The organism is Bordetella sp. N, assembly GCF_001433395.1.
Taxonomy (GTDB): domain Bacteria; phylum Pseudomonadota; class Gammaproteobacteria; order Burkholderiales; family Burkholderiaceae_B; genus Bordetella_C.
The window spans coordinates 6,107,202-6,131,849 of sequence record NZ_CP013111.1 but is presented as its reverse complement, the minus strand read 5'-3'; the positions used below and the strand labels follow the sequence as shown (position 1 = coordinate 6,131,849).

Here is a 24,648-nt window from a genome sequence, read left to right as displayed (position 1 = left end):
CCTCTCATAAAGGCTCTCCCATGAATAACGGTATAGAAAACAAAGTCATCCTGATCACAGGCGGCAGCACCGGACTGGGCGCCGCGACGGCGCGGCATCTCGCCGCCCGTGGCGCCAAGGTCGCGGTCGCCGCACGGCGCAAAGACAAGCTGGACGAGGTGGTGGCCGCCATCACGGCCGCCGGCGGCGAAGCCCGGTCCTATGAACTCGATGTGACGCAGAAAACCCAGGTCGAAGCCGTCGTCGCCGCGGTGGAGAAAGACTTCGGCAAACTCGATGTCCTTATCAACAATGCCGGCCTGATGCCGATTCGACCCATGGCGGAGGTGAATACCGACGAATGGGACGCCATGATCGACGTGAACCTGAAAGGCACGCTTTATGGCATCGCGGCCGTACTGCCGCGTTTCACCGCACAGGAAAGCGGCCACATCATCAACCTGAGCTCGGTCGCCGGCGTCAAGGTCTTCGCGCCGGGCGGTACCGTTTACTCCGGCACCAAGTTCGCGGTGCGGGCAATATCCGAAGGTCTGCGCCAAGAGGTAGGTGAAAAGATCCGCGTCACCTCCATCGAACCCGGCGCGGTGGACAGCGACCTCAAATACAGTACGACCGGCACCGCCGCGGACACGGTGCTGAATTTCTATAAAAGCGCCATTCCCGCCGAATCGGTCGCCCGCGCCATTGCGTTCGCCATCGAGCAACCCGCGGACGTGGACATCAACGAGATCGTGCTGCGCCCCACCAAGCAGGAGTTCTGATACACCGGCGGCCGGGTCTGGACCCCGGCGGCCGATGTATCCTGGCCGTCGGGCAGTATCCTATCCCGATAATCCCCCAAGCAGAGTATTAAATGGCCGGCAGACCTTCTCCTGAACAAAGACGCGAGTTGGGCACGTTTCTCAGCAGCAGGCGCGCGCGACTCCAACCCGAGGAATATGGGCTGGAAAAGGGCTCGCGACGCACGCCGGGCCTGCGCCGGGAGGAAGTCGCGGTGCTCGCCGGCGTCAGCGTCAGCTGGTACACCTGGCTGGAACAAGGCCGGGAAATCCAGCCGTCATCCGACGCGCTGCGCAGGATATCCAAGGTACTCAAGCTGGACCAGATCGAATCCCGGCACCTGTTCGCGCTGTCTTCCCGTGAAGCACCAGCCGCCGCCACCGGGGGACGCCCTAGCGAAGGCCTGGAGCTGCTGGTTCGCGCCATCCATGCGCCGGCCTATATCCGCAACACGCGCCTGGACATCCTGGCCTGGAACGATCAGATCGCCGACATGTTCGTGGACTACGGTCTGCTGCAGCCGCATGAACGCAATACGTTGCGTCTGCTGTTCCTCTATCCGCCCTATCGCACCCGCATCCTGGACTGGGAGCAGATGACACGCGGCATGATTTCCGCCTTCCGCGCCGCGCGGGCGCAAGCCTTGGACAAGGCCCCCTTCGAAAGCCTGATTGCCGAGCTGAACGAACTCAGCCCGGAGTTCCGCCTATGGTGGCAAGACACCGAGGTCAAGGGATTCGACGAAGGCGCGAAACGGATGCGCCTGCCCTCGGGCGAGATTACCGCTTTCACCTATGTGGCGTTGACGCCGGCCGGCCGGCCGGATTTGTCGCTGGTGACCTACATCCCCACACCGACCACGCCTGACAGGGACCGCGAGTCATAGGATAACAAGACGCCTTCTTGCGATGGCCGTGTTTGCCTAAAGTGACGTCATAGCAGTTCTTGAACACGACACTTCCACCTTGAGAGGCAAACACATGTCGCAGACCAATACCAACCCCGCTTCCAACGCTGTTTCCCGCAATCCCGCCACCGGCGAACTGATCGCCACCTATGCCTTCCAGAATCCCGCGGAAGTGGAACGCCTTCTGGAAGACAACGCATCGGCTTATCGGCTGTGGCGCGCAACCCCGATGGCGGAACGCGTCGCGACCTATCGCCGTCTGGCCGACGCGATGCGGCAAGATGCGGAAAACCTGGCTGGCCTGATTACCGCCGAGATGGGCAAGACCATCGCCGCGGCCCGAGCGGAAGTCGCGAAATGCGCGGCTACCATCGACTGGATCGCCGACAACGGCCCCGCCATCCTCGCGGACGAGCCCGTTTCCGTGGATGGGGACGACCAGGTTCATGTTTCCTATTTGCCGGTCGGCAGCATCCTGGCCGTCATGCCGTGGAATTTTCCGCTGTGGCAAGTGATCCGTGCATCCGGTCCCATCATGCTGTCCGGCAACGGATTCATCCTGAAGCATGCGCCCAACGTCATGGGCGCGGCGTACGCGATGCAGCGCCTGCATGAGATCGCAGGGTTTCCCGCCGGCCTCTTCGCCAATCTGAATGCCGACAATGACACCGTCGCGCACGTCATCGACGATCCGCGCGTTGCCGCCATCACGCTCACCGGCAGCATGCGTGCCGGATCCGCGGTTGCCGCGCTGGCTGGCAAGGCACTCAAGAAGAGCCTGCTCGAACTGGGCGGCGCCGACGCCTTTGTTGTCCTGGCCGATGCCAATATCGATCTGGCCGTCAAGGCGGCTATCGAGGCACGTTTTCAGAACGCCGGCCAGGTTTGCCTGGCGGCGAAGCGCTTCATCGTCGAGAAATCCATCGCGGCCGAATTCACGGAAAAATTCGTCGCGGCTGCCAAGTCGTTGAAGACGGGCAATCCGCTCGACGCATCGAACAACCTGGGCCCCATGGCGCGCGGCGACTTGCGTGACGAGCTGCACAATCAAGTCCAGCGCACCCTGGACGCGGGCGCTTCCCTGCTGCTCGGCGGCCACAAGATCGACGGTCCTGGCAACTTTTATGCGCCGACGGTGTTGGCCGATGTCAAACCCGGCATGGCCGCCTTCGATGAAGAAACCTTCGGCCCGGTCGCCGCGATCACCGTTGCGGAAGATGCCGAGCACGCCATTGAACTGGCCAACACCAGCGACTACGGCCTGGGCGGCAGCCTGTGGACCAGCGACGTGGCGCGTGCCCAACGTATCGCCCGCCGCATGGAAACCGGCGGCGTGTTCATCAATGGCTTCCCCGCGACCAACGCACGTATTCCCGTCGGTGGCGTCAAGAAAAGCGGCTATGGCCGTGAGCTGTCGCACTTCGGCTTGCGCGAGTTCACCAACGCGCAGGCCGTCTGGGCCAAGTTCGTCGGGTGACAGGCAGCGCTGATCCTGCCTTCTTGGGACGGATCCCGGATGCACATGGCGGCTTGCTCTCTATCGAATGCAAGCCGCAGCGCATTCAAAACCGGCCGGGTGAGAAAGGCCGCATGTCCATTCCGGCTGGCATGCCTGACATCGCCTCGGCGACGAGGCGGCCGGTGACGGGGCCGAGCGTCAATCCAAGATGGCCGTGGCCGAAGGCCAGATGGCAATTGGGATGGCGCGCCGCGGGGCCGATGACGGGCAAGGAGTCCGGCGTGGACGGACGAAAGCCCAGCCAGCGGCTTGCGGTGCGGCTACCCAGGGCAGGGACGATCTTCTGGATCGCGGCGACGGTCCGGTCCAGAGGACCGAAGTCGGCAGCAGCACGCAGGTCCGCCAGCTCCACGCCGTTCGTTACCCGTATCCCCTCGACCTGTGGCGTCAAACAGATAGAGCGCTCCTGCCAGAACAACGGCGCCTTCAAAATGGCGCGACCTTCAACGGGCAACATGGCGTGGTATCCACGCTCCGTATCAAGGCTTACGCTTTCGCCGAGTTGCGCGGCCAGCCCCTTCGACCATGCACCGGCAGCCAGCACGAACCGGCCTCCTTTGACAACACATGTGGCGGTGCGAACGCCGGCGACCTTACCCTCGGAAAACTCGAAACCGCTCGCCCGTGCGTTGACGAAGCGCACTTGATCCGCCATCAGCGCTGCACGGATGCGGGCAATGTATGCGCCGGGATCCTTGACCTGCGCGCAGTCCGAATAAAGCGTACCCTTGGCGAACACATTCGGGAAACCGGGCAAGTATTCCCGCAGGTCCGCCTTCGCAAGTGGCGACAGCTTTACACCCCGGTCTTGAAGAAAGCGACGCTCGCCTTCCGCCGCGGCGTATGCCTGCTCCGTCTCCGCGGCCTTGATCCAGCCTGCCTCTTCAATCAGGTAAGCGGCGTCGGAAGCCTCGGCGATCTTGCGGTGATCCGCCAACGCCAGTGCCAGCAGGCCCCGCAACGCAAGCGCCCTGGTTTCGAGATCGCGCGACAGACTCGCGGCAGTGAACTTCAGCAACCAAGGGGCAAGGGAAGCGAGGTATCGCCACCTTATCCGCAGGCCACCATCGCGCGACAGCAGGAGCTTCGGCAGGGAAAGCAGCAGCTGCGGATTGCCTATGGGAAGACAATCACTCACCGCCAGGATGCCCGCATTACCGAAGCTTGCCATGGCAGTGGATTCATCCGGGTCGATGACGGTGACGTCCGCACCCAGGCGGCGCGCGTGAAACGCGCAACTCAGACCCACGATGCCGCCACCGATGACAACGACTTTATCTGAAGAACCCATATCCTGCCTGGTGACGGTCACGGCCATTGCAATTGCGGAGATCTAAACGGCTATCTGAGCATCGACCTGTACCGTTATTTGACGCTCGCCGACCAGTTCTCGTACCAGGTCCGGAACAGCGCGAACTGCGTTTCGGCATAACGGCGCTGGCTATCGCTCAGCACATCGGTCTCGTTGAAGTGCAAGGCATATTCCTTGTCGCCATTCAAGACCATCAGATGCTTGTAGTACAGCACCAGGTCATAGCCTTCGTCGAAGGACGACAACACAGCCAGCGCCGCTTCAAGCTGCTGCGCACGGACACGCGCCACCGCATCGCCCTTGGCGGCCTTGCGGCACAAGTCGACGAGCTGCAGGACTTCACGGGGAAGCGCATTGCCGATGCCGGTGATCGCGCCCGCGGCGCCGCAATTCACAAAGCCGTGGAACACCTGCGTGTCCACCCCGACCATCAGCAAGACATCGTCATCCTGCGACGTGATGTTTTCAGCGGCGTAACGCATGTCGGCCGCGCCACCGAATTCCTTGAAGCCAATAAGATTCGGCGAGCGCCGGCGCAATTCGAAGAACAGGTCCGCGCGAGTCGCGAAGCCGTAGTAGGGACTGTTGTAGATCACCGCCGGCAGTTTCGGCGCGGCTTCAAGGATGGCCGTGAAATGCGCCTTCTGGGCGGCGACCGAGCCGCCGCGGGACAGCACCCGAGGAATCACCATCAACCCATCCGCGCCCACCTTGGCAGCGTGGGCGGCATGCGACACGGCCTCTTTTGAATTCACCGCGCCCGTGCCGACGATGGTCGGCACCCCAGCCGCCACCAGGCGAGCCACGCCCTCCTGGCGCTGCGCTTCGGTCAGCAAAGGCCAGTCGCCCATCGAACCGCAGTAGACGACGGCGCGCATGCCGATGTCGACCAATTCCTTGCCCTTTTTGACCAGTGCGTCGAAATCGGGTTGCCGATCCGCCTTGCACGGCGTCATCAATGCAGGAATGGTGCCGGTAAAAATATTGTCGCTCATGACGTATCCTCGTTATCGATTCCACAAACGCTGCAGCCGGCGCGGCATCACCACCCTACCGCATACGCCGCCGCGCGCCGGGGATCGGCGCCGGCTCGATGAATGCCGGTCCGCATGTCGGACTGGATGGCGCACAAGCCGCCCGCCTTCCACATCCAGTCCGGCCACCACTGGACATCATGCCCCAACGCCGCCAAGGCGTCACCCGTCGCTTGCGGAAAGCGCCCCTCCAGGCACAGGCGCGCCGGATAGTAGCCATGCGGCGAAAACGAATCCGGATGGCTATAGGTAATGAAACGTGGGGCCTCGATGGCCTGTTGCGGATCCATGCCGTACACGCTGACATTGAGCAGGTACTGCAACATAGACTGTACCTGCGCGTCGCCGCCCGGGGTACCGAAAGGCATCACCATCCGGCCTTCGCGCATGGCGATCGCCGGCGTAGGCGTCAGCCTGGGCCGCTTACCTGGCGCCACGCTGGAAGGATGCGAGGCAATGCCGCGCGATTGCGAACCGCGCGAAGACGGGCACAAGCCCGTACCCGGCACCACCGGCGTGTCATTGGATGGGTCGCTGGGCGTCGCGGAAAACGCATTGCCCTGGCGGTCGACCACACAGACATAGGACGTGTCCGACGGCGGCGGGGGATCGCCCCGGCTTACGGCCGGCGATACGAAGTCCAGCGGGAAGCCGTCAATGCGCCCGGGCGGCGGCATGCCCGGATATGCGCGCCGCGCGTCGATGAGCTCGCGCCGCAGCAGTCCATAGGCCGGATCCAGCAACTGCGTCTGCGGCACGGCCACGAAATCCGGATCGCCGTAATAATGCTCGCGATCCGAGAAAGCCAGTTTGAGGGCCTCCGCCACGTGATGCACGTACTCCACGGAGTTATGCGTCATCGAAGCCAGGTCCACGTTCTTGAGAATTTCCAGCGACTGCAACAAGGCCGGCCCCTGGCACCAGTAGCCGCAGGTATAGACATCCATGTCGCCGAAGCGCGCGCTCAGGGGCGAGCCGACTTGGGGACGATAGCCGGCCAGGTCGGCCGCGCTCAGCAGCCCGCCCTCTTCCCTGTGGAACTTGAGGATGGCCTGGGCAATGTCGCCGCGATAAAAGGCGTCATGGGCCGCTTTAAGGCCGTCCTCCCGGCTGCCCCCACGTGCCTGCTCCTGATCCGCCATGTACTGCAGCGACCGCGCCAGATCCGTTTGCACGAACAGGTCACCGACCTTGGGCAGTTGCCCATTCGGCAAGTAGATCTCCGCGCTGGAACCCCAGCGCCGATATTTCTCCTGCGACTGCTCGATCCAGAAGGCCAGGAAGGGATACATCACGAAGCCGTCGCGCGCGAAGCGAATGGCCGCGCTGGCGACCTCGCCGAAGCTCATGGTGCCGTAGTCGCGCAAAGCCTGTATCCAGGCGGCCGGCGCCGCGGGCACCACCGTGCGCAGGACACCTTCCGGCACGACGCCGCCGTATTCCTTGGCAAAGAACTCGCACGTCGCCGCCGCCGGCCAGGTGCCAAGACCGTCGATCGTGACCAGCCGCCGCTCCTTCGCCAGGTAGATCATCATCGGCGCCACCCCGGCGACGCTGACCTGGTCGCTCTGGACCACGCCCATGACCAGACCCGCCGCCACACCGGCATCGACCGCGTTTCCACCCGCTTCGAGGATCTGGAAGGCCGCGTGCGACGCCAGATAATGGCCTGCCGACGCGGCATGGCGGGTGGCGGCGACCAGCGTGCGATGGGCCAGGAAGGGCGACTGCTGGATATGCTCGGTCGTTGAGAATGCATCGATAGGCATGGAACGGTGTCCTTGGGCTGTCTTGTTTTATGAGTGGAGCGGTACGAACGCCGCCGTCGGCCCCGGGGTCATAGCCCGGCGCCGGTAAGCGTGCGCGTCCTTATTCGGCCTTGATTCCGCGATCCCGCATCAACTTGCCCCAGACCTTGCCATCTTCCTGAGCGCGCTGCTTGAAATCCGCGCCAGAGCCTTCGAAGGCGAGCAAACCCAGGTCGGTGAACTTCTGCTTGATGTCGGGATCGGCCTGCGCCTTGTGCATGGCGTCAGCCAGCCTGGTGACGATGGCCGGCGGTAGATTGGCCGGCCCGATCAGGCCTATCCATGCCGGCACGCGGGGCATCTTCAGCTTCAAATCGGTCAGCGAAGGCACATCGGGCATTTGCGGATTGCGTTGATCGGTCAGCACGGCCAGCGGCACGACCTTGTCCGCTTTGGCCAGGGGCATCAGATTTCCCAAGGCATTCACGTGCAAGCTGGTTTCATTGGCGACGACACTGGTGATGGCCGGCGCCGACCCCTTATAGGGGACGTGGGCCAGCTGGATGTTCGTCAGCTGCGTGACCATTTCCAAGGACAGCTGGGATGCGGATCCCAAACCTGAACTGCCAAAATTGATTTTGCCCGGCGCGGCCTTGGCCTTGGCGATCATGTCCTGGAAAGTCTTGATGCCGCTGCCCGGACTGGCCACCAGCAGCATGGCCACGTCCGTGGCGGGCGCGATGTACGTGAAGTCCTTGAAGGGATCGTAAGGAACTTCCTTCATCAGGGAAGGCGCCAGGCTGGTCTGCGAGGCAGTGGTCATCAGGATGTAGTACCCATCGGGCGCCGCGTGCGCCATCGAGGTGGCGGCCACCACGCCGCCGGCGCCGGCCCGGTTTTCCACGACGATGGACTGGCCCAGCGATTCGCCCATTTTGGCCGCCAGCATGCGCGCCACCACGTCGGTCGCCGACCCGGGCGATTGCCCCACCAGCATGCGGATGGGACGATCGGGATAACCCTGGGCTTGCGCTGCGCAGCCGAATGCCGCCGCGCATACCAGGACCGCGGTATGGATCAGTCGTTTCATCATTTCCCCTTGCGGGCTCAAGCCCGAGCTTTAATATGAGCCTTGCTGTCGCATCGACCATGCGGCACGACGGGCTCTGGCGACACTATGCGGCCAAGCCAGACCCACAACAAATATGAAATCTTCATGCCGGCATCGAGAATTTCCATCGCGGCCGGCCACAAGGGGCTTCCTGAGAGGAAGCGCCGGGTCACGGGCCATGGCTCGTGGCTACGGCCTAGGGGAAAACACTATGGACCTGCGGCAACTCCGCTACTTCGCCAAGATCGTCGAGCTAAGCAATATGACGGCGGCCTCCACGGCGCTGCATGTCTCGCAGTCGTCGCTGAGCCACCATATTTCGAATCTGGAATTGCACTTTGGGGTGAAGCTGCTGATACGGGAGGCCCGCGGGGTTCAGTGCACGCCGGCCGGCAGCATTCTTTATGAGCACGCCAAAGTCATCCTGCGCCAGGTGGAATTGGCCGAGGCGGCCGTCAACACCCACGACCTGGGGCTGCCGGAGTCGGTCACGCTGGGCATGCCGCGCAGCGAGGCGCCCCTGCTGGCGCCGCTGTTGCTGGAAGTGCTGGCACGGGCCCATCCTGAGTTGACGTTGACCATCGTCGAAGATGCGCCCGACGCGTTGACCGCGCTGATCGCGGGTCAGAAGGTGGATGTGGCCATCCTGGCGGATGTCGGCCATGGTGGGGCGGGCGGGCTGAACGGGCTGAGCGGAAGCGGCACGCCTACCTTCGACGCGCTGCACGTGGTGACCGAAGAGATGCTCCTGATCGGCCCCGGGACGGCCCAGGACGATACGCCCCTGACCGTCGCGGACTTCGCCGACCTGCCCTTCATCCTGCCGCGCGCGCCCTCGTCCATCCGGGACAAGGTCGATCACCTTTGCAAAGGACTGTCCATTCCCTACCGGGTCGTGGCCGAGGCCGCGTCCGTCAATGTGGCGCTACGTTGCGTCAAGGCCGGCATATGCTGGGCCATCCTGCCCTGGGCCGCCCTGGCCAGTTCGGAAGTGGAAGCGGGTGGCTTCCACTTCCGGGCGATCGAAGGCATGCCGCTGAAGCGGGACCTCTACGTGTGCATGTCCACCAATGCCATCACGCGCCCTGCCGCAAACGTGGTGCGCACGCTGCTGATCGAAATGATGCGGCGGATGCTGCGCACGCAGCAGTGGCCACATGCGCGGCTGGCGCTGGACACGCCCGTCTGACTAGAAAATATGACGCAGGCCCACCGCGAAAGCCAGATCGCGCAAGCCATCCTGGAAAGCGTAGTCAGTGCCGTAAGCGCCGTACGCGTAGACGTTCGTACGTTTGCTCAAGTCGTATTTGTAGCCCAGAGCATAGATGTTGGTGGTCTTGGCGTCCCCGGTCAGCTTGTCATTGGACGGGTCGGCCCGTTGCCAGGAGCCGAAGATGTCACTGCGCCCGAAGGGGACGGTGAACCCCAGCATCGTCGACGTCGCCTTGAAGCCGTCCGCCAGGCGGAAGGAACCGGTCGACGTATAGCCGTCCGGCGTGGTGCCCAAGCTGGTCCCCACGAACCAGCCGTCCCGCGTCTGCCCGACGGCGGCGTGCAGTTTCACGACCTCGAAGTCATACGTCGCGCCCAGCGCCACCTGCTGGATGCGGGCATCGCTCTGGCCGCCGACCGCGGAGTTGGTCGGCGTCAGACGGTCGTACGTCGCGGTCACGTACAGAGGACCGCTGGCATATCGAACACCAAAGTTGGTTTCCCGATTGTTGTCGCTGGTCTGGAAATTCGGCGTACTGGCGTTGCTCTTGTCGTCGGCATTGAAGGAGTAGCCCCCGCCGAAGGAGAAGCCGCCGAATGACGGGCTTTGATACAGCACCTGGTTGTCCAGCCGCATCGTGGCGGCCGCGCTGAATGTCGTACCCAAATGCGCAAGGTTGAAGCTGGCGCCGAAGGGGTCGACCGGGCCCAGGTATTTCGAACCGATGTTGGTCTGACGGCCGAACTCGATTTGCCCCAGGATTTTCCTTGCAAGCCCAGCGTGGCCTGGCGGCCGAAGAGGCGGCTGCTTTGTGAGGATTGCCCATTGCTTGCAGTGAAGCCACTCTCAAGCACGAACACCGCCTGCAGGTCGTTGCCCAAGTCTTCGATGCCACGCAAGCCGAATCGCGAGCCGCTATTGACGCCGTTGACCTCGCTGATGCGGCTGCCTTTGAAGCCGTTTCCCCTGACCTGTTCGTAACCGATACCGGTATCGATACGTCCATACAGCGTGACCGTATCAGCGGCGTTCGCGACACCGGAGGTTGCGGCGAGCACCGCGCCCGCAAGCACTGTCTTTATCATGAATACTCCCAAAAAGTAGCAGCCTGTGGGTCTTGTACGTAGGGACCCAGGAACAGGACACAGAGGCGGCAGTGTCAGGGAGTCGAAAGTTGGCGGGAAGAAACACTGCTGGATTTTTGTTTTCCACGAGTGGCGCATAAACAAATCCACCGTGGGAAGCGCGCTGGCAAGGCGTTTCGATGGCGCACATACGCGTTGCATTTTTCGCTTTATGCCAATAACTACATTGCCTTCTTTTCCGACAGATGCTTTCAATCGCCGTTAGAATCCTTTCGATGAGTTCGCATTTGAATGACATCGCGCTGTACGTTGAGGTGGTGAAGCAAAGAAGTTTTGGACGAGCCGCGGCCAGGCTGGCCATGCCGGCGTCGACGCTGGCGCGACGTGTACGTACGCTGGAAAACCGGATAGGCGTTGACCTGATCAAGCGTGGCGTGCGCCGCGTTATCCTTACCGATGAAGGCGACGCGTATCACGAGTACTGCAGGCAGCTGATCGACCGTATGCGCCGCGCGCATGAGACCTTGCTCGAACTGGCGTCGAAGCCGCGAGGCGTTCTGCGCGTTTCGGTTCCCGGTTTACTGGCGCATATGCTTCTGCCCGCTGTGATGCGGACGTTTGGTGAGACGCAACCCGACATCTTGTGCGAAATTTCCGTGGGGTCCGACGCGGTCGACCCGATCTCCAACCCTTTCGATATCGCGTTGCGGTTTGGCCGGCAACCGAACTCGACCCTGGTGGCGCGCCATCTGGCGACCATGGACTGCGGGATGTATGCGGCGCCGTCTTATCTCGACAAGCGCGGCCGCCCGAAAGCGCCCGCGGATCTGGCCAAACACGATTGCCTGCGCCTGCCTATCCAGGACCACCGGGCGGGATGGTGTCTGCGCCGGGGCCGCACTGAAAAGACGATTCCCGTGCGTGGCCGTCTGAGTGCGAATAACGGCGGCGTGTTGTACCGGCTGGCCGTCGCGGGTGCCGGCATCGTTGCGCTGCCGTTATTTGATGCGATGGGCGACGCCATCCGCAGGGACGGATTGGAACAGGTGCTGCCGGAGTGGGAAATGGCCGCCATCCCGCTGTATGCGTTGCTGCCATCGCGGAGCACGCCGGAAAGAACGCAGGCGTTCCTGCGGTTTCTCGCGGATTGTTTTTGAGGCAGACAAGAGCTATCGCCAGGAGGCAGGAGGGCCAAAGCCCCCCAGCCACGTTTACTTGCTGGCAGCCTTGGCCGCCTCATTGATGTCCATCTGGGCGAACTTCGTAAGCTTCTCGTCCGTCGCTTTCTCTTCCAGCAACGTTTCGTGGAGCAGCTTCGCCGCTGTCTTCAGGCCCAGGTGCTTTGCAAGCGCGCATAGCGTGCCGTAGGTGGCAATCTCATAATGCTCTACCTTCTGCGCGGCAGCGATAAGGCCGGCGTCCCGTACCGCCCCCTTCTCGAACTCTTCGATCACCTCCCCGCCTTCTTCCACCAGCCCTTCCATGGCCGCGCACTTGATGCGCTTCAGTTTCAATCCTTCCGCCTCCACGACCTGATCGATTCGCTCGATCTGCCCGTGCGTTTCTTCCAGATGCGTTTGAAACGCTCCGGCCAGTTCCGGGTTGGTGGCCCCTCTCGCCATCTTGGGCAGGGCTTTCGTCAACTGCTTTTCCGCGCTGTAGACGTCGGACAGCGCATGGATGAATAGGTCTTCCAAAGTCTTTGCTGGCATTTTCGATCTCCCGTGGTTGAAGCGCTGGACAGCGCGGCCAACACGCGCAACGCGTATGCCTTGGCACAGCACGGATCCGGCTTGGAGCGACGGAAGAGTAGTCGTGCCGGCGCTGTTCATGGCGCGCCTGTTTAGCTGATGCAGGGCACGACGATTGCCGTGTTGCGTCCGCATGCGCCACCCCTGAGGCGCGCTTTTGAAGGACGATCCCATGAAAGCACTACGATGGCACGGCAAGAAAGATATTCGGTGCGATAACGTCGATGATCCGATCATCGAAGAGCCCCGCGACGCGATCCTGCGGGTGTCCGCCTGCGCCATTTGCGGCTCGGACCTCCATCTGTTCGATGGCTTCATGCCCGGCATGAAGCACGGCGACATCATGGGCCACGAGTTCATGGGGGAAGTGGTGGAAACCGGTACAGAAGTCAAAATGCTGACCAAAGGCGACCGCGTCGTTATCCCCTTCACCATCACATGTGGCGAGTGCGACCAATGCCGGCGGGGCAATTTCTCGGTCTGCGAGCGCACCAATCGCAACGCCGCAGATGCCGCCAAGGTCTTTGGACATACGACCGCCGGGCTGTTTGGCTACAGCCACCTGACCGGCGGCTATGCGGGCGGCCAGGCAGAATATGTACGCGTCCCCTATGCCGACACCACGCATGTGAAGGTGCCGGAGCAGCTCAGCGACGAGCAGGTTCTGTTTCTTGGAGATATTTTTCCCACGGGTTGGCAGGCCGCCGTGAATTGCGACATCCAGCCCACCGATACGGTGGCGATCTGGGGGGCCGGTCCGGTAGGACAGATGGCCATACGAAGCGCGCTGATCCTTGGTGCGCGCCAAGTGGTCGTCATCGACCGGGTCGCAGAACGCCTGGCCATGGCGCGCGCGGCGGGCGCCACCACAATCAATTTCGATGAGGAAAGCGTGCTGGACCGCCTGGGCGAACTGACCCAGGGCAAAGGTCCGGAGAAATGCATAGACGCCGTCGGTATGGAATCGCACGCAGGGCGGTCAGTAGATTCCATGCTGGATCGGGCCAAGCAGGCGGTCATGCTGGAAAGCGACCGGCCTCATGTGCTGCGCGAAATGATCTACGTCTGCCGCCCGGCGGGGACCCTGTCCGTCCCGGGCGTTTATGGTGGCTTGATAGACAAGATTCCCTTTGGCGCCGCCATGAACAAAGGCTTGACCTGGCGCATGGGCCAGACGCACGTCAGGCGCTGGACGGACGACCTGCTCAAGCGTATTGTCGACGGTCAGATCGATCCGTCTTTTGTGATCACCCACCGCGCCAAGTTGGAAGACGGCCCGGATCTGTACAAAACCTTCCGGGACAAGGACGATGGTTGCATCAAGGTGGTGCTGACGCCATAACTCACCCTGGCCCGGCACAGAAGTTGCGCAAAGCAGGACGGCCGTACGCGGCTGTGAAAACCGCCGCGCAGGCGATAAGGCCACCCACCGTACAAGGCGCTACGGTCCCGCACGAGGGTAAGCGGGAATTTAGGTAAAGCCCCGAGTTTGCTGCCAGTTGTCGCGCACGTCCTGGCACGTGCCCGCCCTTCAAAGAAAAAAAGGCGCCGCGGCCTGATATATCTGATCTTTTGGAGCGCCCCCCGCGCTCGCTGTCGCCCAGGGTTATGACGCGTTGACGCGATACCGTTGACCTTTTGCGCACCAACAGCACCGGGCACGGTGAAGTCTCTGCCATGAACGTGGCATCGGAATGCTGAGCACGTGCGTTTACAACAAAAGATTTCAATTTATCCACGATTCGGATTATTCTCGCGCAGCACCATCCGCGTCGATCCTGCGTCGATATCCCCCTAACGCGCGCCGTTTATTGGTTTCTTTTGTCAGCGGGCCTGGCCTGCGCGGCGTTCTCGTCCGTCGTACAAATGCATCCGTCTCTTACCAGCACGTCGGCTTTCCGCCTCGACGCTGATCAAGCCATTTCCCGACTTTCCTCTTCCATCGCATTCCCCCGGCGCCGTCGGCTCTCCCTGGCCATCGCCAGCGCGCTGGCCTTCGCCGCGGTCGCGGCTCCTTGCGCACAGGCGCAGAGCTTTGGCGGCGCGGGAGGATACAGCACCGACTTGGCCACGCCTGGCGCGGGCGGGACGCCCGGCAACGGTGGCCAGATGGGCTCACATATCGACGGCGGTGGCGGGTCGGGTGGCGGGGGAGGCGGCTCCGGCGCGGCCGGCAACGATGGGGATGGCGAGGGCGACTTCAATTGGGGAGCTGGCGGGAGCGCGGGTTCCGGTTTCGCAGGCGCCGGCAACGTGGCAACCGGCAACGCTGGTGGAAATGGCGCTAACGCACCAGTATTCTCATCCACCAACGGTGGCGGTGGAGGCGGCGGAGGCGGAGGTGGCGCAACTGCCTTCACAATCGCCGTTACCCTCGACGGGATCACCGCAATCTATCCTGGCTTGAACACCGCCGGGGGCCAGGGAGGCTCCGGGGGTCAAGGCGGCATCTCCCTATCCCCAGCCGGGCAGGGGGGCGGTGGCGGCGGGGGCGGCGCTGGCGGCTATGGGCTCGTGGTAATCGGCACATCGACGCTGGAGGTGAGGAACTCAGTGATAAGGGGTGGCGATGGAGGGGCAGGCGGACAGGGTGTCATTTCCATCGCATCTGGCCTTACCGGAGGCGGGGGTACTGGCGGCGACGGCGGGACCGGCATGTCGATTCAGGGAACGGCGACCGTCATCAACCAGGGGATCATCGCTGGGGGAAACGGCGGCCAAGGTGGCCAGGGCGGAAGCAGCAATTCCGTATTTTTCTATGGCGGCATGGGAGGCAATGGCGGAACCGGCGTCGAGATAGCCGACGGCGCGACGTTGAACAACAGCGGCACCATCAGTGGGGGAAATGCCGGTGCCAGCGGAATTTTGGTAGAAGGCGGCACGTTGCCCGCCGCATTGGCCGGCGTTGGCGTCACTGCGGACAGCAACACAGTGGTGATCAACAGCGGCGCGATCATTGCCGGCAGAGACGCGTCGGGTGCTCCAGGCACTACCGCCCTGCGGTTCACCGGGGCCAACAACCGCCTGGAATTACAGAGCGGCTATTCCTTCCAAGGCAATGTCATCGCAGCGGCACCCGGCGTCACCAACACCCTGGCGCTCGGCGGGGATACTGACGGCATCTTCGACGTGCGGCAGATCGCGGCGACAGCGCCTCTGGTAGCGGGCTCATCGTTCTACGGATTCACGAACTACGAGAAAACGGGCACCAGCACCTGGAGACTGGACCAAGAGACCAGAGCGCTGACGAACTGGACCATCAAGGCCGGCACCCTCAGCCCCCTCGTCGACACCAGTTTTGGCGATCCCGCAGGCAGCGTCACGCTGGCAGGCGGCACACTGAAACTCGGCAATGGATTCAATACCTCTCGCAGCATCATCCTGGACCCCGCCGGCGGAACAATCGACGTCGAGGCCAGAGACTATGCCGGTATCAACAGCTTCATCAGTGGATCTGGATCGCTCACCAAATCAGGCAGCGGAACGCTCTACATCCGCGCTGACAACAGGTACACCGGGAGCACTTACGTAACAGGCGGCGAGCTGAGAATCGGCATGAAGGGCGGCAGTTTCCAGGGCAACGTCGTGCTCGCCCCAGCCACGCGCCTGGGATTTCTTTCGGACTATCCCAGCTTGTACAGCGGCAGCATTACTGGCGACGGCGGCGTGTTCGTCGAGGGTGCGCCGTTGACGATTACCGGTGCGAATACATACACAGGAAAGACGACGGTCAACAACGCGATGCTGCAGATCGGGGCCGGCGGCACGACAGGCTCCATCGTGAGCGATGTGTACCTGACGGACCTCAGTACGTTGGTGTTCAATCGCAGCGACGACTTTACCTATGCGGGCACACTATCCGGCGGAGCCGCTGTAGTGCAGATCGGTAGCGGCCTGCTGACGTTGACCGGCGACAGCAGTCGTTTTGCTGGCCTGACCACGGTCGCAGCCGGTGGCTTGGAAGTCGATGGCAAGCTGGGCACCGGGATAGTTGTACAAAATCGGGCTCTGCTCGCGGGGACGGGTGAGGTGGGTGCCACCCACATCCAGAACGGCGGTACGCTGTCACCAGGAAATGCCACAAATCCGACGGGCACGCTGACGATCAACGGCGATCTGGTCATGGACAGCGGCTCCACCTACCGCGTCATGGCAGCGGCAGATGGCAGTCATGGCGCGCTGCTTGTCAACGGTGCGGCCACCCTTAGCGGATCGGTCGTCCAGATCGGCAGCGGCACCACCTATGCTGCCCAGACGACCTACAACATCCTTCAAGCATCCCATGGAGTGTGGAGCCAGTTCAGCTCGGTCGAAAGCAATTACGCCTACCTGACCCCCAGCCTGGTCTACTCCGCCGACAAGGTCGACCTGGTCATCGACTTGAAACAGGTTCCCGCTGAAGGAGACTCGTCGGCGCCAGGCGGTAACCGCGACATCCGTTTCGCCGACCTGGCCACCAACGGCAACCAGCGCGCGACGGCCAACGCCTTGCAGTCCTTGCCGGTCAACACGCCCTTGTATGGCCGCATCCTGAACCTGCCCAACGGCGCACCGTCGGCGGTGTTCCAGTCGCTGTCGGGCGAGTCGCACGCCAGCGCCAGCAGCACGCTGTTCGGCGTAGCGGACAATGCGGCCAGTCTGCCCTTGCAGCATCTGCGCGCCAATTTGAACGCGGGTATGATGCGCGGCCAACCGACGGCGCAACTGGGCGGCGGCGACGCGTCGTCCTTGCCGCAATCGGCGGCGCAACCTGTGTGGGCGCAGGTATTCGGCGACTGGCGCACGCTCGGCGGCAGCAAGGGCAGCACCGAGGTCCGGCAATCCGACGGCGGCCTGTTTGTCGGCGGCGACCAGCATGTCGGCGGCGGCTGGCGTCTGGGCGGCGCGCTTGGCTATACCGGCAGCCACAGCACGGCAAAGGGCCTGTCGTCCCGCACGGACATCGACAGCTACAGCGGCGTGATCTACGGCGGCAAGGCTTATGCCGTCGGGCCGGGCAAGATCAACCTCAGTCTGGGCGCGGGGTACACCTGGCATGACATCGATACGCGACGCAACGTCGACGCGGCGGGTGTAGGCCAATCGCTGAAAGCGTCCTACAGCGGGAACACGAGCCAGGTCTTCGGTGAGCTGGGCTATGCCTTGCCGCTCACTGACCGCATCGGCCTGGAGCCTTTCGTCGGCGCCGACTACAACGACCAGCGCATCCGCGGCTTCAGCGAATCGGGCGGCGATGCCGCGCTGTCCGGCAAGAGCGGCCACAACAAGGTAGGCAGCACCACCTTGGGTATGCGCCTGCAAAGCACCTTTGAAAGCGGCGCGTCGCAAGGCCGTGCGTACGCGTCCGCGGGCTGGCGCCATGCATATGGCGACCTGGACCCGGCGACTACCCTGGCATTCCAGGGCAGCCAGTCGTTCACGGTGGCCGGTGCCCCGCTGGCGCGCGATGCGGCGGTGTTCTCGCTAGGGGCCGACCTGGCCATCACCCGTTCCGCAACCGTGGGGCTGGCCTACAACGGCCAATACGGCGGTGGTAATCGCCAGAACAGCGGTGCAGTGACGGTGAGGTGGCGCTTCTGATCTGGCGTCATCGTGGCGGGCAGCAGCGCGTGGCTTTGATGGCGACCGTTTCTTTTGCCCGGATTACGCCTTAGACTGAGGGCCTAAATGGATTGGGAGTTCCCGGTCGGCGTCTTGGCCCCGGTGGTTTCACCGGGGCTTTTCGCTTTTTGGGACGGGAAGATGATCAACCCTACATCCTCGTACCCTACGCCCAGTTGTGGCGGCCGCCATCGCAAAAGAACTTCCGTTTCAGCACGTCGAACGCCTGGTTCGACTGCATTGGCCGAATGTAGCTCAGGCCAATGGGACGAGCCACCAAATCGGACAGCTGCAACCCTGCCAGGTTGGCCTTCTTGTCAGCAAAAACAACGTCGAAGGGAAAGACCTGCTTTGCAGGGTTATCGCCGGCGCAAATACGACGAAACTCGAGCTCCAACTGAGCATCCTCTTTCTTGCCACGGCACTCCACGACCACATGGGTCTTCATATCGACTTGCCCTTTTTCCACCAGAAAGCCACGCAACGCATCCAAGCAGATGCCTAAAGCGATGTGATAAGGATTGGAGCAAGTTCCTGCCGTTCTGTTCACGCGATTCTTATCCACCACGCATGCGGTTTTGTCCGCATAGTGCCGCTTATGAAAAATACACAGCGCCAGGACGAAGACTGGGTAGTCCTTATCAACGCTTACCAACGAATGGTCACCGCTCTCATCGACGTACACGACATAGTCGCTGAAATATCGATTTCGAGGATGGCTGGCATCATTCACTGATCGTCGGCCTGAGATGTGGAGGTAACCCTGAGTCGGCCCAGCACCGATTCAGTTCCATGCTCGAGTTCGTCAGAAGGCTGCGCGGCCGAGAGACGCGCCGCCGTCGACGTGCAGGGTTTGGCCGGTCATGAATGCAGCGTCTTCCGACAACAGGAAGGCAATGACCGCTGCGATTTCGTCGGGCCTGCCGAAGCGTCCCATCGGGACGCCTCCAAGATAGCGGCGCTCGCCTTCGCTACCTGGCTCATTGTTGGCGCGGAACAGTTCGGTTTCGGTCGGCCCGGGCGCGACCGCATTGACCGTGATGCCGGTGCTGGCCAATTCCAATGCCCAGCCGCGGGTGAAGCTCACCAGTGCAGCCTTGGCCGCCGCATAGGCTGTCCGCTGGGGCATGCCGAGTATGGTCAGGCTGGAAACGTTGACGATACGCCCCCAGCCGCGTGCCTCCATCCCGGGCAAGGCGGTTTGCGCCGCCAAAACCGCTGGGTGCAGATTGACGCGCATGACTTCATCCAATGCGGGTAGCGTGACGGCAGCCAGCGGCGCAGGATGGACGAGGCCGACGTTGTTAATCACGCCGTCCACTGTGAAGCGTTGTGCGATATCGGTCAGTGCCGCTTCCGTGGCGCTGTCATCGCTCAGATCTACCGAAACAAACGTGCCGGGAAATTCAGCCGGCGCCGTGCGCGCCAGGCCGACAACATGGTGTCCGGCTGCGGCAAGTCGCCTGGACAGTGCAAGACCAATGCCCTTGCTGGCGCCGGTGATGAGGAAAGTGCGGGACATAGGGAATCCTTTGCCGCTTGCCCGATGGCAAGCGGCTTCAAGTGGATCAAGCAGCGGCCTTGCGGATGGCTGGCAGCATTTCGGCGGGATCGGGGCGACGCGTGTAGTCGGGGTTTACCTCGGCATAGACGATGGTGCCGTCCGGCGCGATCACGTAGCGGGCAGGCATGGGCAGGGTCCAGCTCGGATCGCCGTTGAATGCGGGCAGATCGTTCTTCAAGGACTTGTACAGATCCACCAGATAATCCTGCAGCGCAAAGCGCAAGCCAAATGCGGCGGCAACGTCGTTATGCGGGTCGGACAGGATAGGAAAGGTCAATTCGTTCTGCCGGGCCGACTTTCGGCTGTTCGGCGCCACCTGCGGAGAAATCGCCACGACGTTCGCATGCGCGGCCAGGATCTCGGGCAAAGTAGCTTGCACAGCCTGCAATTCCAGATTGCAGTACGGGCACCAGACGCCGCGGTAGAACGTCAATACCAGCGGCCCCTGACTTAACAATTCGGCCGATGACACCGGCTTTCCATCCTGGTCGTTGAGGGTGAAGGCGGGCGCCTGGTCACCCGCCTTAAGCGCTTTCTGAGCAGCGCCGGACGCAATCAGTTCAGCGGTCGCGCGGTGCATGGTTTCGATGACCGAATACGGCACGTTGTAGGGCGGCTTTCCAGCCTCGAAATCGGTCTTGAAAGCGTCGAGTTTTTCTTGCAGTGACATGGGGAGTTCCTCAATAGCTCGGGAGTAAAAACGCGGCGAGCCGGTTCAAACGCGGTCCGCCCGAAAAACGGATCACGCAGACGCTTGCATCGAACGCGCCACTTCAGCTGCGCTGATGCCTTCCAACGCCAGCCCGTAGCCCGCGCCTTCGTCGATAATGCGGCGCAGCTTTTGCGTCAGCGCGATACGGGTATAGCGACCCGTGAGCGGCGGCAGCTGCGCCAGTCCCTTGGCGATTTCATGAGCACGCGCCAACAGGCGATCCGCCGGCACGACTTCGTTGACCGCACCCCATTCCTTCGCGGTCTGCGCATCCAGCACCTGGCGGGTGAGGATGAAATAACGGCCACGCACGCTGCCGATGACTTCCGGCCAAAGCAGATTGACGCCATCACCAGGCACGATGCCAAAGTCGAAATGCGGCTTGTCCTGGAACACGGTTTCCGGCGTAGCCAGCACGATGTCGGCAAGTAGCGCGTATTCCGAATGAAGAAGCACCGGACCGTTGAGTGCCGCGATCACCGGCACCTCGATGTCGAGAATATTCATCAGCACCTTCTTTCCTTCCCGGAAGATCTTGTCGTAACCGCGCGGCGTGAAGAAATCGAAACCGTCGGGGCTGATCGCGTCCATGAAGGCGTCACCCGTGCCGGTGAGAATCACCACGCGGTTGTCGGGATCGCTGCCGACGTCATGGAACAGCTCGACAAACTGCTCGTGCGTGTGGCCGTTGAAAACCAGCTTGCCCCCATTCGTATGCAAGGCGATTTCGAGCACGCCTTCAGGCGATCGGGTCAGGCGAGCGTTGGGGTAGGCATTTTGGTAATCATTGAAGCGGGACATGGCATTTCCTTGGTTGTGGATCGAAGCTCGGTGAGCTGCTGATCGACAGTGTGGCTGCCACCAGACTGGAATGGCAGACGGCGTTAGGTGATAATGGCTATTCCTTAAAGGAATAAAATGGATCGTTTAGCGGCAATGGTTGCCTTCGTACGTGTGGTGGAAGCGGGCTCCTTCTCAGGAGCTGCGCGCGTGCTGGAAGTCGGGCAACCGGCGGTATCCAAGACCGTGGCCCAGCTGGAGCAGCGGCTGAATGTGAAGCTGCTGCTGCGTTCGACGCATGGGTTGACGCCCACCGAAGCAGGATTGCGCTTCTACGAACGCGCCTGTGTGGCCATTCAGGAGGCTGACGAAGCCGAGCTGGCCGCTCGGGGCGCTGGTACAGGACTGTCAGGACGCTTGCGCATCTCCGCCGCGCCGACATTCGCGCGGCTGCACGTCATCCCGCACTTGCCGCGGTTCCTTGAGGCGCATCCTGGCCTGGAGGTGGACGTAGTGCTGGATGACCGGGCCATCGACCTGGTCGCTGAAGGCATCGACGTTTCGTTGAGGATGGGAACGCTTGCGGATTCCGGTGCCGTGGCGCGCAAGCTGGCGTCGTCGCGGCGCTCCGTGCTGGCCACAGCTGATTATCTGGCGCGGGCCGGGACACCACGCGTGCCTGGCGATCTGGCGGATCATGAAGCGATCGTGTTCAGCCAGTTGAGCAATGTATGGCGCTTCAGCCGTGACGGCGGCGAAACGTCGGTGCTGCTGCGCGGCCGGGCGCGGTTCAGCGCCGCCGAAGGCATCCGCGCCGCGGTACTCGCGGACATGGGATTGACGCTGACATCGGACTGGATGTTCTCACCCGAACTGGCCGATGGCCGCGTGCGCCGCCTGCTGGATGGCTGGTCCCTGCCCGACATCGATCTGTGGGCGGTATTTCCGACCGGGCGTCTGGCGACAGCCAAGGCACGCGTGTTCGCGGACTTCGTGCAGGACGTCATGCAAGGGACGAACTGAACGGCCGCGTCAGGAGTTGCGCCTCGATCATTTCGCTTTCTTCCAATAGGCGATCCGGAATATTGCACAACATTGCAAATAGTCGTTAGTATGACGACAACTTATCGCGCCGCTAGCAGCACCTTCGAGTCGCCTGGAACATTGCAGTCTTTTCGTCCGTTACCCCCTCACGTTGTGTAGGAGTAGTCGATATGAAGACGTTGTTGTTTGCCGCTGGCCCCTATGCGCATCCTGCTGCACGCCCACGCCTAGAACGAGAAATTCCGCGGCGCAGCAGACGCGATAGCACCAAATGCTTGATGACGTCAGCGGTATTTGGAGCAAGCTCGCTGCTCCAAACACCCGCTGGCGGGGCGCACTGGCCGAAGCGGCAGAGCCGGCAACCAGGCAGCTTCAACGACGCGGTTTCCAAAGGTGATATCAAGATCACGGGCGACCAGGCCAAAGTATCCGATCTGCTTGCGTCATTGGATAGCTTTGAATTCTGGTTCAACATCGTCACGCCGTAATTCCCTGCCCGACTGGCCTGGTCCGTCCAGGCTGGTCGCCCGCGATGCTATGGAGGCAAAAGATGCAGAAGTATCTTGCACGACACGGCTTGATGAACCTTATTTTGTGCGGGCTGCCTGCGCTCGCCTGCGCCCAGGGATATGGCGCATTCAATGAAGACACCTTGTACGGCACGCTGAAGCGCGACGAAAGAAACAGCTTCGACCAGACCGTCGTACAAGCACTGCAAGATCCGCAGGTGGGTAAGCATTTCCCCTGGCAGGCGCCCGGCGCCGCCGGCAAAGCGCCTTTGACAGGAGACGTTCATGCCGATGCCGCTCACGACCAAAACGGTATGCCCTGCCGGCCACTGCACGCCACGCTGCATCGAGGAACAACCAACGAACGCTGGACGTTCCTGTTCTGCCGCCGCGCGGACGGGCAATGGAAGGCAGCGTCTCAAACCCGGAATTAAAACGCACGACAGTTGTTATCGATAAGGCCCCATCGTCGCGGCGGGTCTTCCGAGTCGGCATCCATGACACCGACCCGGCGAGCAGCAGCGGTACTGAGTGAGCGAGGTGCACAAATGGTTGAGCCACAAACTCTGACGGAACGTAAAGCCGTGGGCAAGCAAGCCCGGATACGTGCAAAACGGTCGCAACAAAAAGAGATCGGCAATACCGCCCGTGACCCCGTGGATCTTCTGCGTGCCAATAGCGCCGGACGGGTGGAATCATTGGTGCCACTGCGCTATGGACGCATGGCGGTATCTCCGTTCACGTTCTTTCGTGGCAGCGCCATCCTCCAGGCCCATGACCTGGCGTGGACCGTGGATTCCGGCATCGTCTTTCCGATCTGCGGCGATGCCCATCTGATGAATTTCGGCGGCTTCGCGACGCCGGAGCGGCAACTGGTATTCGACCTCAACGATTTCGACGAGGCCGCTACCGGCCCATGGGAATGGGACGTGAAGCGCCTGGTGGCGAGCCTGGCGATCGCGGGCCAGCATGCAGGCGCCAGCAAGGCGACGATCGGCGACTTCATTTCGACCGCCGTCCACGAATACGCTGAACGGATGCGGGAATACTCGACGTTCAGCGCGCTAGAAATGTGGCACGAGATACTTACGTTCGAGCGGGTGCGGGATAGCTCCCTGACAGACGAAGGCCGCAAGCTCGTCGACAAAACCATCGCGAAAGCCGAAACACGCACCCACGGCAGCGTACTGGAGAAAATGGCCGTGCAGCGGGACGGAACCTGGACCATTCAGGACGCTCCGCCGGCGCTATTCCATCCAGCAGGTCCGACGTCGTTGCTTGGCCCTGCCAGCAACTGGAGCGACACGAAGGCGTGGCGGGGGAAACTGGCCAAGGCCTTCGAGGCCTATACCGAAACGCTTTCGGCCGATCAGCGCACCCTGCTGCAGCAATATCGTTTGCACGATATCGCCTTCAAGGTCGTTGGTGTCGGCAGCGTGGGGACTTTCTGCCTGGCGATGCTGTTCATCGACGGACATGGCAAGCCTCTGTTTTTGCAGGTCAAGGAGGCGCGCAGTTCGGTCATTGCCGACTACTACCCCGCCAAGGGGGAGGATCATCAGGGCAAGCGCGTCGTAATCGGCCAGCGACTGCTGCAGGGCGCAAGCGACGCTTTTCTGGGATGGACTTCCGGACCGGCTGGCCGCAACTTTTACTTCCGCCAGTTGCGTGACATGAAGGTGTCGGCGGAAGTTGAGCGCATGAGCAATGCCTTGCTTCAGGGCTATTCGCGAATCTGCGGCTGGGCCATGGCACGGGCCCACGCCAAGGCTAGCGGCAGAGCTGTGGAAATCTCCGCATATCTCGGGCGTGGCGGCAGCTTTGCCGAAGCGATGAACAAATACGCATTGGCCTACGCGGATCAGAACGAAGCGGACTACACGACCTTCATGCGGGCATGCCGTTCCGGCAAACTTGAGGCCCGCAGCGACGAAGACATGGCAGCGGATTTCCGCATCTGAAGTTTCCCCAGCTTTCA

The 24,648-nt window shown here is 62.2% G+C and carries 20 protein-coding genes and 1 pseudogene; 11 read left to right on the top strand and 10 right to left on the bottom strand.

Features of this window, described 5'->3' with window-relative positions; genetic code table 11:
• Positions 1-20: 20 nt before the first annotated feature.
• From ASB57_RS26475 to ASB57_RS26465, 3 genes are all read left to right on the top strand, one after another.
• Positions 21-761: an SDR family oxidoreductase gene (locus tag ASB57_RS26475; protein ID WP_057654875.1), complete on the top strand. Its 741-nt coding sequence runs from the start codon at positions 21-23 to the stop codon at positions 759-761.
• A 92-nt stretch (positions 762-853) separates the two neighbouring features.
• Positions 854-1,666 carry a helix-turn-helix transcriptional regulator gene (locus tag ASB57_RS26470; RefSeq protein ID WP_057654874.1) on the top strand — a complete coding sequence of 271 codons (813 nt, stop codon included), beginning with the start codon at positions 854-856 and terminating at the stop codon, positions 1,664-1,666.
• Between the two features lie 94 nt (positions 1,667-1,760).
• Complete coding sequence (locus tag ASB57_RS26465; RefSeq protein ID WP_057654873.1) at positions 1,761-3,164, top strand: NAD-dependent succinate-semialdehyde dehydrogenase; 1,404 nt, start codon at positions 1,761-1,763, stop codon at positions 3,162-3,164.
• Positions 3,165-3,249: 85 nt separating this feature from the next.
• On the opposite strand, the gene ASB57_RS26460 is transcribed toward ASB57_RS26465, so the two are convergent.
• From ASB57_RS26460 to ASB57_RS26445, 4 genes are all read right to left on the bottom strand, one after another.
• Positions 3,250-4,524 carry an FAD-binding oxidoreductase gene (locus ASB57_RS26460; protein ID WP_057654872.1) on the bottom strand — a complete coding sequence of 425 codons (1,275 nt, stop codon included), beginning with the start codon at positions 4,522-4,524 and terminating at the stop codon, positions 3,250-3,252.
• 47 nt (positions 4,525-4,571) lie between these two features.
• On the bottom strand, positions 4,572-5,513 hold the full coding sequence (locus ASB57_RS26455; protein ID WP_057654871.1) for a dihydrodipicolinate synthase family protein: 942 nt from the start codon (positions 5,511-5,513) through the stop codon (positions 4,572-4,574).
• A gap of 47 nt (positions 5,514-5,560) precedes the next feature.
• Positions 5,561-7,321 (bottom strand): gamma-glutamyltransferase family protein, encoded by a 1,761-nt coding sequence (locus ASB57_RS26450; RefSeq protein WP_057654870.1) that lies wholly within the window; start codon positions 7,319-7,321, stop codon positions 5,561-5,563.
• A 100-nt stretch (positions 7,322-7,421) separates the two neighbouring features.
• The gene (locus tag ASB57_RS26445; protein WP_057654869.1) at positions 7,422-8,393 is read right to left on the bottom strand and encodes a tripartite tricarboxylate transporter substrate binding protein; all 972 of its coding nucleotides are present in this window, start codon (positions 8,391-8,393) and stop codon (positions 7,422-7,424) included.
• Between the two features lie 229 nt (positions 8,394-8,622).
• Between ASB57_RS26445 and ASB57_RS26440 the strand changes: the two genes are divergently transcribed.
• A complete protein-coding gene (locus tag ASB57_RS26440) occupies positions 8,623-9,600 on the top strand; it encodes a LysR family transcriptional regulator (RefSeq protein ID WP_057654868.1) in 978 nt (325 codons plus the stop codon).
• Here ASB57_RS26440 and ASB57_RS31400 read toward each other — a convergent pair.
• Positions 9,601-10,709: pseudogene (locus ASB57_RS31400) on the bottom strand (porin).
• 287 nt (positions 10,710-10,996) lie between these two features.
• Here ASB57_RS31400 and ASB57_RS26430 point away from each other — a divergent pair.
• The gene (locus ASB57_RS26430) at positions 10,997-11,866 is read left to right on the top strand and encodes a LysR family transcriptional regulator (protein WP_231755261.1); all 870 of its coding nucleotides are present in this window, start codon (positions 10,997-10,999) and stop codon (positions 11,864-11,866) included.
• Between the two features lie 54 nt (positions 11,867-11,920).
• Here ASB57_RS26430 and ASB57_RS26425 read toward each other — a convergent pair whose 3' ends face one another.
• On the bottom strand, positions 11,921-12,421 hold the full coding sequence (locus tag ASB57_RS26425; RefSeq protein WP_057654866.1) for a ferritin-like domain-containing protein: 501 nt from the start codon (positions 12,419-12,421) through the stop codon (positions 11,921-11,923).
• A gap of 211 nt (positions 12,422-12,632) precedes the next feature.
• Here ASB57_RS26425 and ASB57_RS26420 point away from each other — a divergent pair, with 211 nt between their 5' ends.
• On the top strand, positions 12,633-13,802 hold the full coding sequence (locus ASB57_RS26420) for a zinc-dependent alcohol dehydrogenase (RefSeq protein ID WP_057656463.1): 1,170 nt from the start codon (positions 12,633-12,635) through the stop codon (positions 13,800-13,802).
• A gap of 1,313 nt (positions 13,803-15,115) precedes the next feature.
• Positions 15,116-18,040, top strand: coding sequence for an autotransporter domain-containing protein (locus tag ASB57_RS26415; protein WP_057654865.1), 2,925 nt, complete (start codon positions 15,116-15,118; stop codon positions 18,038-18,040).
• A gap of 187 nt (positions 18,041-18,227) precedes the next feature.
• Here the strand turns inward: ASB57_RS26415 and ASB57_RS30860 are convergent, their stop codons facing one another.
• The 4 genes from ASB57_RS30860 to ASB57_RS26395 all read right to left on the bottom strand — a co-directional run bounded on the left by ASB57_RS30860 (position 18,228) and on the right by ASB57_RS26395 (position 21,138).
• Positions 18,228-18,794 carry a DUF3800 domain-containing protein gene (locus ASB57_RS30860; protein WP_197424834.1) on the bottom strand — a complete coding sequence of 189 codons (567 nt, stop codon included), beginning with the start codon at positions 18,792-18,794 and terminating at the stop codon, positions 18,228-18,230.
• Positions 18,795-18,866: 72 nt separating this feature from the next.
• Complete coding sequence (locus tag ASB57_RS26405) at positions 18,867-19,583, bottom strand: SDR family oxidoreductase (protein ID WP_057654863.1); 717 nt, start codon at positions 19,581-19,583, stop codon at positions 18,867-18,869.
• Positions 19,584-19,629: 46 nt separating this feature from the next.
• A complete protein-coding gene (locus ASB57_RS26400) occupies positions 19,630-20,295 on the bottom strand; it encodes a peroxiredoxin-like family protein (protein ID WP_057654862.1) in 666 nt (221 codons plus the stop codon).
• A 72-nt stretch (positions 20,296-20,367) separates the two neighbouring features.
• Entirely contained in the window at positions 20,368-21,138 is a 771-nt protein-coding gene (locus ASB57_RS26395; protein WP_057654861.1) for an enoyl-CoA hydratase/isomerase family protein, read from the bottom strand.
• A 117-nt stretch (positions 21,139-21,255) separates the two neighbouring features.
• Between ASB57_RS26395 and ASB57_RS26390 the strand changes: the two genes are divergently transcribed.
• The 4 genes from ASB57_RS26390 to ASB57_RS26375 all read left to right on the top strand — a co-directional run bounded on the left by ASB57_RS26390 (position 21,256) and on the right by ASB57_RS26375 (position 24,631).
• Entirely contained in the window at positions 21,256-22,140 is an 885-nt protein-coding gene (locus ASB57_RS26390) for a LysR family transcriptional regulator (protein ID WP_057654860.1), read from the top strand.
• Between the two features lie 191 nt (positions 22,141-22,331).
• Positions 22,332-22,649, top strand: coding sequence for an alkyl sulfatase C-terminal domain-containing protein (locus ASB57_RS26385; RefSeq protein ID WP_082621851.1), 318 nt, complete (start codon positions 22,332-22,334; stop codon positions 22,647-22,649).
• Between the two features lie 62 nt (positions 22,650-22,711).
• A complete protein-coding gene (locus tag ASB57_RS26380; protein WP_156414275.1) occupies positions 22,712-23,104 on the top strand; it encodes a hypothetical protein in 393 nt (130 codons plus the stop codon).
• A gap of 114 nt (positions 23,105-23,218) precedes the next feature.
• On the top strand, positions 23,219-24,631 hold the full coding sequence (locus tag ASB57_RS26375) for a DUF2252 domain-containing protein (protein WP_057654857.1): 1,413 nt from the start codon (positions 23,219-23,221) through the stop codon (positions 24,629-24,631).
• Positions 24,632-24,648 lie beyond the last annotated feature (17 nt).